Raw genomic sequence first — 12,940 nt, 5'->3', positions numbered from 1 at the left:
CGGGGGTGGCGTGCACTAATCGGCATTCCTCCTTCATGATGGGAGGTATGGCGGAAGCGATCTACGTCGGCCGGCTGCTCGTGGCGACGCCTCTGCTCGAGGACCCCAACTTCCGGCGAAGTGTCGTCCTCGTCCTGGAGCACGACGACGACGGCGGCACGCTCGGGGTGGTCATCAACAGGCCGAGCGAGGTCGCGGTGACGCAGGTCCTTCCCTCGTGGGACCCCCTGGTCTCCGGCCCGCCGGTGCTCTTCGAGGGAGGGCCGGTACAGACCGACAGCGCACTCGCCCTGGCGGCCGTGCTGAGCGGCGAGGAGCCGCTTGGCTGGCGGAGGTTGCAACTGCAGGGCAGGTCCACGACGTCCCGCCTGGGCACGGTCGACCTCGACGCGCCGCCCGAGATCCTGGCGGGGGAGATCTCGCAGATGCGGATCTTCGCCGGGTACGCGGGCTGGACGGGCGGTCAACTGGAGGCGGAGCTGGAGGAAGGCGCCTGGTACGTCGTGGACTCGGAGCCGGGCGACACCTTCAACTCCGATCCGGGCACGCTGTGGCGGTCCGTGCTGCGGCGGCAGCAGGGTGATCTCGCCCTCGTCGCCACGTTCCCCGAGGACCCCCAGCTGAACTGAGGCTCTCGGCCGGACGACCGAGTCGATCGGCTCAGTCGGCCGGCTCGGCTTCTCGACTCAATCGCTCGGCTCAGTCCGTCGCGGAGGGCGAGGTGTCCGCCGTCGCCAGGTCCCAGCCCGGCCGCAGGGACCGGTCGGCCAGCGTCAGCACGTCGTCGAGGCGCTCGGCCATCACGTCGAGCCCCTGCGTCCCGCTGTGATAGCAGATCATTCCGAGGCCGGTGAAGACCGAGACGACGAACTGCGGCAGCAGGTCTCCGGAATCCGTTCCCTGTCTGCGGGCGACCTCGGCGACGAGCCGCTGCTCGTTCTCCATGAGCAGGCGCATCTGGCCGGCCAGCAGCGCCGGCGTCTCCTCCACGAGTTGCCGCGCCTTCATGAACCGTGCGGCGTCCTCGGGCTCCTTGCCCCGCAGCGTGGCGACCATGGTGCGCATCGCCTGGCTGAGCGCCGTGTACGGAGACTCGGTCTCCGGGCGGGCCGCGAGCGCGGCCAGGAAGATGTCCTGGCTGTCGGCGGGCGCGGACAGCGCGACGTCCTCCTTCGAGGAGAAGTACCGGAAGAACGTGCGGGGCGACACGTCGACACGTGCCGCGATCTGGTCGATCGTCGTGGCCTCGTAGCCCCGCGTGAGGAAGAGCTCGAGAGCCGCGTCGATCAGGGCGTTTCGCGTCTGCACCTTCTTGCGCTCGCGCAGACCCACGGTTGTCACCTGCTCGAAACTGGTAGTTCACATGCTGTCAGATGTCACCGTATGTCGGATAAAACGATTTGTCATCTGTCATGAGGTGACATAAATTACGCCTGTTGCCTGAGACTAGATCCTCGGCCTTTCCAAGGGGGACCCATTCATGGCTCAAGCAGTAGCCGTACCACCAGATACGCGTGACGGCGATGGAGAGGCCCATCCGTGGCTGACGCTGCTCGCCGTCTCGCTCGGCGTCATCATGGTGATGCTCGACGGCACGGTCGTCGCGATCGCTAACCCGGTCATCGGCGTCGAACTCGGGGCGTCGCTGTCGGACCTGCAATGGATCACCAGTGGCTACCTGCTCGCGCTGGCGGTCTTCCTCATCACCGCAGGAAAGCTCGGCGACCTGTTCGGCCACAAGAGGATATTCCTCATCGGCGTCGCGGGATTCGCCCTGACCTCGCTGGCGATCGGCCTGACCTCCTCGATCGGGATGCTGATCGCCTTCCGCGTCCTGCAGGGCCTGTTCGGCGCGCTGCTCCAGCCGGCCGCGCTCGCCCTCCTGCGGCTCGCCTTCCCCGGTGAGCGGCTGAACATGGCGATGGGCGCCTGGGGCGCCATCATCGGCCTGTCCAGCGCGGGCGGCCCGATCGTCGGCGGCCTGCTCGTCGAGCGCGTGAGCTGGCAGTCGGTCTTCTTCATCAACGTGCCCGTCGGCGTGGCGGCGATGGCGTTCGGCCTGTGGGTCCTCAGGAACGGCAGGGTGAAGACGCTGTCCAGGATCGACTGGCTCGGTGTGGTGCTCCTGTCGATCGCGATGTTCTCGCTGGTCTGGTCCATCATCAAGGCGCCCGAGTGGGGCTGGGGCGACGCTCGGACCATCGCCTTCCTCGCGGCGGCCGTCGTCGTCGGCGCGGTGTTCCTGTTCTGGCAGGCGCGCGCGAACGAGCCCCTGCTGCCGCTCAGCCTGTTCCGCAACGTCTCGGTCTCCATCGGCACCGGCCTGATGATCCTTATGGCGTTCTCGATGTTCGGGGCGATGTTCTTCCTCACGTTCTTCTTCCAGGGCGTGCACGGGCTCACCCCGCTCGAGTCGGGCCTGCGGATGTTGCCCATGAGCGCCGGCATGATCGTCGCCTCCCCCATCGCCGGAATCCTCATCGGCAAGCTGGGACCCCGCGTCACCATCGCGGGCGGCATGCTGATCACGGCCTTCGCCATGTTCCTGATGTCGCGGCTCAGCGTCGAGGCGCAGTTCATGGACAGCGCGATCCCCTTCGTGCTGCTGGCCTTCGGCCTGTCCCCGGTGTTCGTGGGAGCCACTGAGATCATCGTGGGCAACGCGCCCGAGGAGCTCAGCGGTGTCGCGGGCGGCGTGCAGAACTCCGCGATGCAGGTCGGCGGCGCCCTGGGCACGGCCGTGCTCGGCGCCATCGTGGCGGCCAAGGTGTCGAGCGTCCTGCCCGGCTATCTCGGTCAGGCGGCCGCGGGCCTGCCTCCCGACCAGCTGGAGGGCCTCAAGTCGCTCGCGTCGGTCGGCATGGCACCTCCCGGGCTCACCGGGCCGGTCGCGAGCGTCATCACCAACGCCTCGCACCTGTCGTTCATGGACGGACTGCACCTCGGCTTCGTCGTGAGCACGGTCGTGGCCGTGATCGCCGCGATCCTGGCGCTGTTCGTCAGGGCGGGGCGCAAGACGGAGGGCGCCCCCGTCCACGTGGGCTGACGGCATCATCTCCGTGCGCGGCTCCCACCCCGTCAGGGGAGGGAGCCGCATTCGTTTCCGGGTCCGCACGCGCAGGCGCCGCGCAGGGATCTCCGCGAAGCCGTCACCGGATCGCCGCCGCGGGCCCGGCGTCAGGCCTCATTCCGCTCAGTAGACTCGGTATTCGTGACCAGCACGAAAATTCTTCCCGAGAGCGATGTCACGCCGCGCGTGTCGCACGGCGACGGCGACCACGAGCGCTTCTCGCACTACGCCGACAAGAACAAGATCACCGAGAGCTATGTGACGGGCGCACCGGTCCGGGCTCTCTGCGGCAAGGTGTGGGTGCCCAGCCGGGATCCCAAGAAGTATCCGGTCTGTCCGGAATGCAAGGAGATCTACGAGGGACTGCCGAAGGGCAAACCTTCCGACGACTGAGTGTCGAAGCGAAGTGATCGCCCCCGGGACGGCTAACGTCAAGCTCCTGACCAGCAAGATCGGGGGAGCGGATGGCCCGGTGTGCGACAGCCGTCCTCATGGCATGCCTGTTCACGCTGGGTGGCGGTCCCCTGGCCGGAGCCCGCGCCGACAGTCGGCCGCAGCGGGCCGAGGCCTGGTCTGCGGCTGAGTGCGAGGTCGCGGAGCCCGCTCGAGACGTGGAGTCCTCTCGAGACATGGCCCTGCGGCCCGGGCTCGGGGGCCTCACGCACGCGGTCGAGCCGCGCGAGCCGGGGCCGGAGGAGATCGCGCGGATGTCCGCCGACGTGCGGCGGCGGCTCGCGGAGTCCGGTGAGCGCCGCCGGGTGCCGGTCACCGGCGAGATCAACGTGCCGTTGTGGGTGCACGTGATCAAGGACGGTGCGCTCGGCCTGCCGGACGCCGGTGTACGGCGCCAGGTGGACACACTCAACGCCGCTTACGGGGGCAGGCTCGGCGGGGTCGACACCGGGGTGCGCTTCGTGCTCGCCGGCATCACCCACACGGTCAGCAAGGAGTGGTTCCGCGACCCGCTGGGCAACGAGGCGGCCATCAAGACCAAGCTGCGGGTCGGCGGCCCCGAGACGCTCAACCTCTACATCGCGCAGCTCGGGGAGCTCGTCCTCGGGTACGCGACCTACCCCTACTGGTACCAGGGCGAGCCGGCCCTGGACGGCGTGGTCATCGACTGGCGCAGCGTGCCGGGAGGCCCGTTGCGCGACTTCGACAAGGGGTTCACCGCCGTCCACGAGATCGGCCACTGGCTCGGCCTGCTGCACACCTTCGAGAACGGCTGCGCCGCCCCGGGGGACTCGGTCGACGACACCCCGCCCGAGGCGTACCCGACCACCGGCTGCCCGGCCGGCAAGGACACCTGCACCGAGCCGGGCCAGGATCCCGTGCACAACTTCATGGACTACGCGCAGGATCGCTGCATGACCAACTTCACCGCGGGTCAGGCGGCGCGGATGCGCCAGATGTGGGATCTGTATCGCCGGCCGGCTGTCTCGCTTGCCTAGATCCGATAGCAATGCCCGGATTTTCGTTGACGTGCCACCCTGTCTGTGAGTAACTGCCACAGCAGTGCTCATGGCGACGCGGGTCGCTCGTGATCGATCTGCGGTTCGCCGGATCGGTCGCACACGGGCCCGGCTCCGGGAGGCCTCGTGAACGATCAGTGGACGCGCCGTGTCTGGCCGCCCGCCGACGACGCGCACACGCCCGGACCCGCGCCCGGAGGCCCCGCGCCCGCGTCCGGCGGCGCCGTACCCGTGGCCGGGGGTTCCGCGTCTGCGTCCGGCGGGGCCGAACCCGCGCCTGACGACGACCTCCCGCCTTCGGCCGTCTGGTACGGCACGCCCGTCGAACCGCCGCGCCGCCTTCCACGGTGGCTCCACCGCCTTCTCGTCGCGGGGGCCGCAGTGGCCGCGGCCGCCGCCGTCATCGCCGCGGCGGTGTTCGTGATCCTCAGTCGTGGCGAGGCCGCGCCTCCGACGATGGTCGCCGACCCACTGGCGGGGGTCTCCTACTCGCTGCCGTCCGAGTGGAGCGAGGGCATGGTCGCGCCGGTGACCGGCTTCACCTCGGTGGCCGCCCGGGGCGACCTGGCGACGGTCATGGCCAGGCCGGAGGTTCACGTGGACCCGGCCGGCCTCGCCCCGGCGGTCCGCGATCTGAGCGACCTCTACGCCAAGCTGCTGCTCCACGGCGACGAGGTCACGGTGGTCGACGACCGCGACGTCACGATCGGCGGACGGCCCGGCCACACGCGGGCGGTCCGGGCGGAGTATCGGGACGTCGTGAACCAGCCGGCCTTCATGAGAGTGACCTTGCTCACCCGTCCGGACGGCAAGAGCACCGTGCTGCTCGGCCTCGCCCACCCCGACGATCCCCGCTCACGTGCGGACATCGAGACGGTCATGGCGGGCGTGCACTGATCTGCGCGGATGCCCATACCACAGGAGGCGGGAGGTGGCTCGAATCTCGTCGGCTCGGCACGTCTTGTCGGTGGGTCCCACTACCCTGAGGTCACTGTGAGGGAGCGAACCGATAGAAACATCATTGTCCTGAGCGCGGGGAGGCGTCGTTGAGCGTTTCGGCCGCGTCCCATCTCTCCCCCTCCTACCCTGATCGCGCCGCCTGGGGCACCGCCACCAAGCTGCGTGCCTGGCAGCAGGAGGCCTTCGACCTCTACCTCCAACGTGAGCCGAGAGACTTCCTCACGGTCGCGACGCCGGGAGCCGGCAAGACGACGTACGCGCTGCGGATCGCCAGCGAGCTGCTCACCCGCGGGATCATCAAGGCCGTCACGATCGTCACGCCCACCGAGCACCTGAAGCGGCAGTGGGCCGACGCCGCGGCCAGGGTCGGCATCGGCATCGACCCCGAGTTCAAGAACAGCCAGGGCGCGACCTCGCGCGACTACATCGGCGTCGCCATCACCTACGCGCAGGTCTCGATGCATCCCGCCCTCCACCGGGCGCGCACGGAGGCGCGCAAGACGCTCGTCATCTTCGACGAGATCCACCACGCGGGCGACGCCAAGTCGTGGGGCGACGGCGTCCGGGAGGCGTTCGAGCCCGCGACCCGGCGGCTGGGCCTGACCGGCACGCCTTTCCGGTCCGACGACAGCCCGATCCCCTTCGTGTCCTACGTCGAGGACGCCGAGGGCGCCATGCGGAGTGCCTCCGACTACTCCTACGGGTACGGTCCCGCCCTGGCCGACGGCGTCGTCCGGCCCGTCATCTTCCTGGCCTACTCGGGCGAGATGAAGTGGCGCACGCGGGCCGGTGACGAGATCACGGCCACGCTCGGCACCCCCCTCACCAAGGACCAGCTCTCCCAGGCCTGGCGGGCCGCGCTCGATCCCAAGGGCGACTGGATCCGTCAGGTCATCCATGCGGCCGACCGGCGGCTCACCGAGGTAAGGCGCGGCATGCCCGACGCGGGCGGCCTGGTCATCGCGTCCGATCACGAGTCGGCCCGCGCCTACGCCCGGCACATCAGGACCGTCACCGGAGAAGGCGCCCAGGTCGTGCTCTCCGACGACCCAGGCGCATCCAAGAAGATCAAGGACTTCGCCGGCTCCGAGGCGCGCTGGCTGGTCGCGGTCCGGATGGTCTCCGAGGGCGTCGACATCCCGCGGCTCGCCGTGGGCGTCTACGCCACGAGCATTTCGACCCCGCTGTTCTTCGCCCAGGCGGTGGGCCGATTCGTCCGGGCGCGCAAACGTGGGGAGACCGCCTCGGTCTTCCTGCCCTCGGTGCCCCTCCTCATGGGCCTCGCCTCCGAGATGGAGGCCGAGCGCGATCACGTGCTGGGCCGCCGCCGCGACGAGGACGGGCTCGACGACCTGCTCCTCGAGCAGGCACAACAGGAGAAGAAGCAACCTGACGCGCTGGGGGACGAGCTGCCCTTCCAGACGCTGGAGGCGTCGGCCACCTTCGACCGGGTCCTGTTCGACGGCGGCGAGTTCGGGACCGCCGCGGCGCCGGGCTCTCCGGAGGAGGAGGACTTCATCGGCCTTCCCGGGCTGCTGGAGCCGGACCAGGTCGCGTCACTGCTGCGCAAGCGGCAGGCCGACCAGCAGGCGGCCAAGCGCAAGGTGAAGCCCGCAGAAGATTCCGAACCCGCGCTCGCCCCGCATGAGCTCATGCACGAGCTGCGCAAGGAGCTCAACGGGCTTGTGGGGGCGTGGAACCATCGCACCGGTCAGCCGCACGGCGTGATCCACGCCGAGCTGCGCCGGTCCTGTGGGGGGCCGGCGATCGCCCAGGCCTCCGCGGAGCAGATTCGCGAACGCATCGCGATGATCCGCAAGTGGGCCACCCAGCGCAAGTGAGCCGTGGGCCGGGCCCGCGCAGGGCCCGGCCGCCGCAGTCGCATGGGACCGGCGGTCCAACGGCTGCCGTCATGCCTGGCCGCCGCTAGGTCCGGCCGTCTGACATGTCCGGCTGTCTGTCATGCCCCGGCCGGCGCGGCTGTCCCGGGCTTCAGCGGGATGCGATGGCCGGTCCGGGCGTCGATGGCCACGTAGTGCGTGCGCAGGCGCAGCGGCGGGCTGAGCGGCAGGTCCAGCGACGCCTGGCCGTCCGCCACGGTGACGGGGAGCGTACGCGCCCCCTTGTGGTGGTCGGCAGCGCCCTCCTCCAGCCAGATCCGCAATCGCCGGCCGACGGGCCGCAGGGCCACCGAGGCCGTCCCGCACTCATGGGGGGCGGCGTCCCAGTAGACCGTCATGCCGTCGACATCGGTCCCGCTTCGCGTGAGCCGTACGGACTCGGGGGCGAGCGCGCGGACGGGGCAGGAACCTGCGCTGTGCGACGGCCGGGGCGTGGCGGCGGAGTCACGAGAGACGGCATGGGACGGGGAGCCGGCCGGGCGGGCGAGCGGCACCGTCACCAGCGACGGGGGAGGCTCCTCGAGGAAACCCATGAGCAGCGTTCCCCCCTGCAACCCCGCGAGGGTGAGAGCGGCCGCCGCACGGGCGGGCCCGCGGTGGCCGCGGCCGAAGAGCAGCCAGACGCACACCGGGGTCAGGATGAGCCAGGACAGGCCGAGCACGAACGCGAACATCGAGGATGCCAATCACGAGGAGACGTCGCTCTCCGTAATACACCCATGACGCATCGTGGTGAAGGCATTGAAGGTCCCATTACCGGAGTGTCGGCGGGGCGTGGGACGTCTGGGCCGGTCAGGGGAGCGGAGGCGATCCCGCGCGGCCGACGGTGCAGCCGGCGGTCAAGGCCGCACCACAGGCGAGCCGACGAGCTCCACTCCGGCCTCTGAGAGCTCCCTCAGGGCCCGTTCGGTAGTGTCGCGGGCGACTCCGGCCGTCAGGTCGAGCAGGACCCGCACGGTGAAGCCGTCGCGCACGCCGTCGAGCGCGGTCGCCCTGACACAGTGATCGGTGGCGATCCCGACGACGTCCAGGGCCTCCACGTCGTGCCGGGTGAGCCATTCGCGCAGGCCCACGCCTGACGGGTCGGTGCCCTCGAACCCGCTGTAGGCGCCCTCGTGTGCTCCCTTGCTGAAGACCGCCTCCACGACCGCGGTGTCGAAGGCGGGATGGAAGTCGGCTCCTGGGGTGCCCGCGACGCAGTGGGCCGGCCAGGTGCCCACGTAGTCGGGCTTGGCGGAGAAGTGGCTTCCCGGGTCGATGTGCCGGTCGCCGGTGGCCACGACGTGGTCGTACGCGTGTTCCCGCGTGTGCCGGGTGATCGCGGCGGCCACCTCGGCCCCGCCGTTGACGGCGAGGCTGCCGCCCTCGCAGAAGTCGTTCTGGACGTCCACGACGACGAGCGCGGTTCTCATTCGGTCTCCTCACGACGAGGGAGGGGCGCCGGCGCGAACGATCACGCGCCGGCCTCGATGTGATCAGTTGAAGACAGTGGGGACGGCGGGGTCGCCGGGCGAGAGGCTGTGGGCGGCGAGAGGCAGCTCGGCCAGCGTGGCACGATGCCGATCGCGGGCGGCCTCCAGGGGCTCCCGGCCGACCACTTTGCCCTCCCTGACCAGCTCGGCCAGCAGCGGGCGCCCGCCGGACTCGGCCGGCGCACACGTGACGATCTCCGCGGTGGCCGTGCCCGCGGCCGTCGCCCGGTAGGCCCACTTGCGGCCACCCTTGCTCGGCTTGCCGACGGACCGCTTGGCGACCGGCTGCAGCCTGCCGGAGGCGTCCTCCCGGGCGACCAGCTTGTAGACGAGATTGGCCGTCGGGCAGCCGGATCCGGTTACCAGGGCGGTGCCCACGCCGTATCCGTCGACCGGAGCGGCGGCCAGGGCGGCGATCGAGAACTCGTCCAGGTCGCCGGTCACGATGATCCTGGTGTTCTCCGCACCGTAGGCGTCGAGCGCCCGACGCACGTCCAGGGCCGCCGCCGCCAGGTCGCCCGAGTCGATCCGGACGGCGCCGAGGTCGGATCCCGCGAGCTCCACGGCGGTGCGTACGGCCTTCGCCACGTCGTAGGTGTCGACCAGCAGGGTCGTGCCCAACCCGAGGGACTGGAGCTGGGCGCGGAAGGCGTCCTCCTCCGAGTCGTGGAGCAGGATGAACGCGTGGGCCGCGGTTCCCGCCGTCGGCACGCCGTACATCTGGCCCGCCCGGAGGTTGGAGGTCGACCCGAAGCCGCACAGATAGGCCGATCTGGCCGCGGCGACGGCGGCGAGCTCGTGGGTGCGGCGGGAGCCCATCTCGATCAGCGGCCGGTCGCCGGCCGCGTGGGCCATCCGCGAAGCGGCGGACGCGATCGCGCAGTCGTGGTTGAGGATCGACAGGACGACGGTCTCCAGGAGCACCGCCTCGGCGAACGTGCTCTCCACCACCATGATCGGCGAACCGGGGAAGTAGGCCTCGCCCTCGCGATAGCCGTACACATTTCCGGAGAACCGGTAATCGGCGAGAAACGCCAGAGTCGGCTCGTCGACGATGCGCGCCGAGCGGAGGAAGTCGAGATCGGATTCCTCGAACCGGAACTCCTCCAGCGTGTCGAGGAAGCGTCCCATCCCGGAAACCACCCCGTATCGGCGCCCTCCGGGCAGCCGCCGGGCGAACACCTCGAAGACCGCCCGCCGATGCGCCGCGCCATCGGCAAGGGCGGCCTGGAGCATCGTCAGCTCGTACTGATCGGTCAGCAGGGCAGAGCCCACGGTCGTCCGCACGTGTCGAAGACTACGACCGGCGTGGTGCAGGATGGTCCTGTGGGTAGCACCGCTCCGGCCGAGGTCGAGCGTCCGTCGTCGGACGTGCGGCCTGACGTGCCCTGGCTGACGATCGTCTGGAACGACCCGGTCAATTTAATGTCATATGTCACATACGTCTTTCAAGCGGTGTTCGGCTACCCGCGGGAGAAGGCGGAGAAGCTGATGATGGACGTCCACCACAAGGGCAGGGCCGTGGTCGCCAGCGGCGCCCGCGAAGAGATGGAGCGGGACGTCCAGATCCTGCACTCCTACGGCCTGTGGGCCACCGTGCAGCAGGACTCCTGACGTGACAGGCGATTCGAACGGGCGGGAGCCGGGCCGATGAGCACGGGTTTCAGGGCATCGGGCAAGGGCGTGTCCGTGAGGCTCGACGCCGGCGAGGTCTCCCTGCTCGTCGCATTGGTCTCCCAGATCCTCGACCTGGTTGAGCCGGGGGAGACGGGCGACGACCCCATCGAGCGGGCCCTGGGCATCGGATCCGCGGAGGCGCCGTCCGATCCGGTGCTGGCCCGGCTGTTCCCCGCGGCGTACGCGGAGGACGACAAGGCGGCGGGGGAGTTCCGCCGGTACACAGAGGCGACGCTGCGCGACGGCAAGCGGGCCGACGCCGCGACCCTGCTGGAGACGGTGGAGCCGGGGACGGTGCAGCTCACCGCCGAGCAGGCCCAGGCCTGGCTGCGAGCGATCAACGACGTGCGCCTCGCGCTCGGCGTCCGGCTCGAGGTGACCGAGGAGGTCCACGAGGAGATCGCGGGCATGTCCGAGGACGACCCGCGTTATCCGGCGTTCGTGACCTACGACTGGCTGACCTACCTGCAGGACACCCTTGTCCGGGCCCTTTGGTAGTTTTCCCGCATGCTGACGATTTCACGTGAGCTGGTCGACGCCATCGTCGCTCACGCGCGCGAGGACCACCCGGACGAGGCCTGCGGGGTCGTGGCCGGGCCGGAGGGGTCCGACCGCCCCGAGCGGTTCATCCGGATGGAGAACGCCGAGCGTTCCCCGACCTTCTACCGGTTCGACTCCCACGAGCAGTTCCGGGTCTGGCGCGACATGGACGACCGCGACGAGGTGCCGGTGGTGATCTACCACTCGCACACCGCGACCGAGGCCTACCCCTCGCGTACGGACGTCAGCTACGCCTCCGAGCCGGACGCCCACTACGTCCTGGTCTCCACTGCCTCCGAGGAGCCGCAGTTCCGCTCCTACCGGATCCTCGACGGCGTCGTGACCGAGGAGGACGTGAAGATCGTCGAGGCCTACGGATAGACTTCTCCCATGCCTCGTGACGACATCCGCACCGCGTCGTCCCTCGCTGCCCTGCAGAGGTTTCTCTTCGCGCACACCCCCTCCGTCGTCGTCTACGACTGTCGCTGACAATCTCCGTCCCAGGGACGGAATCCCGTCCCGCCTGACCATGTTCCAATCAGGTGGGTGTCCAGCATCATGACGACGACCACTGATCAAGGAGACTGAGCCGCGATGGCCATCGAGGTTCGCATTCCGACCATCCTGCGTAGCTACACGGGCGGCGCCAAGGCCGTGGACGCCACGGGCGCCACGCTCGCCGATCTGATCGGCGACCTGGAGGCACGCCACCCGGGCCTCAGAGAGCGCCTGGTGGACGACGCCGGCCTGCGCCGCTTCGTCAACGTCTACCTGAACGACGAGGACGTCCGCTTCCTCGGCGGGCTCGGCACGCCGGTCGCCGACGGCGACACCGTGACGGTGCTGCCCGCCGTCGCCGGCGGCGCTCGCTAGAGGCCGCGTGCGATGCGCTTCGACTCGCTGATCGACTCGGTGGGGCGCACGCCGCTCGTCGGGTTGCCCCGGCTCTCGCCGTCCGACGACGTGCGGATCTGGGCCAAGCTCGAGGACCGGAACCCCACCGGGTCGATCAAGGACCGTCCCGCCCTCTGGATGATCGAGCAGGCGGAGAAGGACGGCCTGCTCACGCCCGGGTGCACGATTCTCGAGCCCACGTCGGGCAACACCGGCATCTCCCTCGCGATGTCGGCCCGGCTCAAGGGCTACCGGCTCATCTGCGTCATGCCGGAGAACACCTCGGAGGAGCGCCGGCAGCTCCTGCGCATGTACGGCGCGGAGATCATCTCCTCGCCGGCGGCGGGGGGGTCTAACGAGGCCGTCCGGGTCGCCAAGGGCCTGGCCGCGGAGCATCCCGACTGGGTGATGCTCTACCAGTACGGCAACCCGGCGAACTGGCGGTCCCACTACGAGACCACCGGCCCGGAGGTCCTCGAGGACCTGCCGACGGTGACCCACTTCGTGGCCGGGCTCGGCACCACGGGCACGTTGATGGGCGTCGGGCGCTACCTGCGCGAGCACGCCCCCGGGGTGCAGATCGTCGCCGCCGAGCCGCGGTACGGCGAGCTGGTCTACGGCCTTCGCAACGTGGACGAGGGCTTCATCCCCGAGCTTTACGACGAGACCGTGCTGACCACCCGTTACTCGGTGACGTCGGCCGACGCGCTGCGCCGGACCCGGGAACTGCTGGCCGTCGAGGGCATCTTCGCGGGCATCTCGACGGGGTGTGCGCTGCACGCCGCGCTCGGGCTGGCGCGCAAGGCCGTACAGGCGGGGGAGCGGGCGGACATCGTCTTCATCGTCGCCGACGGGGGCTGGAAGTACCTGTCCACCGGGGCCTACGAGGGCACTCTCGACGAGGCGGAAGACCGCCTCGACGGCCAACTCTGGGCGTGATCATGCACACCTTCG

General features: G+C 70.0%; 15 protein-coding genes. 11 read left to right on the top strand and 4 right to left on the bottom strand.

Annotated elements, in window-relative coordinates; genetic code table 11:
- The first annotated feature begins 47 nt into the window (after window positions 1-47).
- Entirely contained in the window at window positions 48-629 is a 582-nt protein-coding gene (locus Pka01_RS24360; protein ID WP_203885184.1) for a YqgE/AlgH family protein, read from the top strand.
- Window positions 630-699: 70 nt separating this feature from the next.
- Here the strand turns inward: Pka01_RS24360 and Pka01_RS24355 are convergent, their stop codons facing one another.
- The gene (locus Pka01_RS24355) at window positions 700-1,341 is read right to left on the bottom strand and encodes a TetR family transcriptional regulator (RefSeq protein WP_203885183.1); all 642 of its coding nucleotides are present in this window, start codon (window positions 1,339-1,341) and stop codon (window positions 700-702) included.
- 139 nt (window positions 1,342-1,480) lie between these two features.
- Between Pka01_RS24355 and Pka01_RS24350 the strand changes: the two genes are divergently transcribed.
- The 5 genes from Pka01_RS24350 to Pka01_RS24330 all read left to right on the top strand — a co-directional run bounded on the left by Pka01_RS24350 (window position 1,481) and on the right by Pka01_RS24330 (window position 7,343).
- Window positions 1,481-3,046, top strand: coding sequence for a DHA2 family efflux MFS transporter permease subunit (locus tag Pka01_RS24350; protein ID WP_203885182.1), 1,566 nt, complete (start codon window positions 1,481-1,483; stop codon window positions 3,044-3,046).
- A gap of 165 nt (window positions 3,047-3,211) precedes the next feature.
- Entirely contained in the window at window positions 3,212-3,463 is a 252-nt protein-coding gene (locus tag Pka01_RS24345) for a DUF3039 domain-containing protein (RefSeq protein WP_203885181.1), read from the top strand.
- A 218-nt stretch (window positions 3,464-3,681) separates the two neighbouring features.
- Window positions 3,682-4,521: a zinc metalloprotease gene (locus Pka01_RS24340; RefSeq protein ID WP_203885180.1), complete on the top strand. Its 840-nt coding sequence runs from the start codon at window positions 3,682-3,684 to the stop codon at window positions 4,519-4,521.
- Between the two features lie 147 nt (window positions 4,522-4,668).
- Window positions 4,669-5,439 carry a hypothetical protein gene (locus tag Pka01_RS24335; RefSeq protein ID WP_203885179.1) on the top strand — a complete coding sequence of 257 codons (771 nt, stop codon included), beginning with the start codon at window positions 4,669-4,671 and terminating at the stop codon, window positions 5,437-5,439.
- 149 nt (window positions 5,440-5,588) lie between these two features.
- The gene (locus tag Pka01_RS24330) at window positions 5,589-7,343 is read left to right on the top strand and encodes a DEAD/DEAH box helicase (RefSeq protein WP_203885178.1); all 1,755 of its coding nucleotides are present in this window, start codon (window positions 5,589-5,591) and stop codon (window positions 7,341-7,343) included.
- A 119-nt stretch (window positions 7,344-7,462) separates the two neighbouring features.
- On the opposite strand, the gene Pka01_RS24325 is transcribed toward Pka01_RS24330, so the two are convergent.
- From Pka01_RS24325 to Pka01_RS24315, 3 genes are all read right to left on the bottom strand, one after another.
- Entirely contained in the window at window positions 7,463-8,077 is a 615-nt protein-coding gene (locus Pka01_RS24325) for a hypothetical protein (protein WP_203885177.1), read from the bottom strand.
- A gap of 165 nt (window positions 8,078-8,242) precedes the next feature.
- On the bottom strand, window positions 8,243-8,815 hold the full coding sequence (locus Pka01_RS24320) for an isochorismatase family protein (protein WP_203885176.1): 573 nt from the start codon (window positions 8,813-8,815) through the stop codon (window positions 8,243-8,245).
- Between the two features lie 63 nt (window positions 8,816-8,878).
- Window positions 8,879-10,162, bottom strand: a complete 1,284-nt coding sequence (locus Pka01_RS24315) for a nicotinate phosphoribosyltransferase (protein ID WP_203885175.1) — start codon at window positions 10,160-10,162, stop codon at window positions 8,879-8,881.
- Window positions 10,163-10,201: 39 nt separating this feature from the next.
- Between Pka01_RS24315 and clpS the strand changes: the two genes are divergently transcribed.
- The 5 genes from clpS (at window position 10,202) to Pka01_RS24290 (ending at window position 12,925) form a co-directional block, all read left to right on the top strand.
- Window positions 10,202-10,489 carry an ATP-dependent Clp protease adapter ClpS gene (clpS, locus tag Pka01_RS24310; protein ID WP_203885174.1) on the top strand — a complete coding sequence of 96 codons (288 nt, stop codon included), beginning with the start codon at window positions 10,202-10,204 and terminating at the stop codon, window positions 10,487-10,489.
- Between the two features lie 36 nt (window positions 10,490-10,525).
- On the top strand, window positions 10,526-11,050 hold the full coding sequence (locus tag Pka01_RS24305) for a DUF2017 domain-containing protein (protein ID WP_203885173.1): 525 nt from the start codon (window positions 10,526-10,528) through the stop codon (window positions 11,048-11,050).
- A gap of 9 nt (window positions 11,051-11,059) precedes the next feature.
- The gene (locus Pka01_RS24300; protein ID WP_203885172.1) at window positions 11,060-11,473 is read left to right on the top strand and encodes a M67 family metallopeptidase; all 414 of its coding nucleotides are present in this window, start codon (window positions 11,060-11,062) and stop codon (window positions 11,471-11,473) included.
- A gap of 213 nt (window positions 11,474-11,686) precedes the next feature.
- Window positions 11,687-11,965 carry a MoaD/ThiS family protein gene (locus tag Pka01_RS24295; RefSeq protein ID WP_203885171.1) on the top strand — a complete coding sequence of 93 codons (279 nt, stop codon included), beginning with the start codon at window positions 11,687-11,689 and terminating at the stop codon, window positions 11,963-11,965.
- A 12-nt stretch (window positions 11,966-11,977) separates the two neighbouring features.
- Complete coding sequence (locus tag Pka01_RS24290) at window positions 11,978-12,925, top strand: PLP-dependent cysteine synthase family protein (RefSeq protein WP_203885170.1); 948 nt, start codon at window positions 11,978-11,980, stop codon at window positions 12,923-12,925.
- Window positions 12,926-12,940 lie beyond the last annotated feature (15 nt).

Origin of the sequence: Planotetraspora kaengkrachanensis, from assembly GCF_016862895.1 — a bacterium.
In the GTDB taxonomy this organism is placed as follows: domain Bacteria; phylum Actinomycetota; class Actinomycetes; order Streptosporangiales; family Streptosporangiaceae; genus Planotetraspora; species Planotetraspora kaengkrachanensis.
Note: the sequence above shows the minus strand (reverse complement) of the source record. Positions and strands in the feature narration are given on the sequence as shown.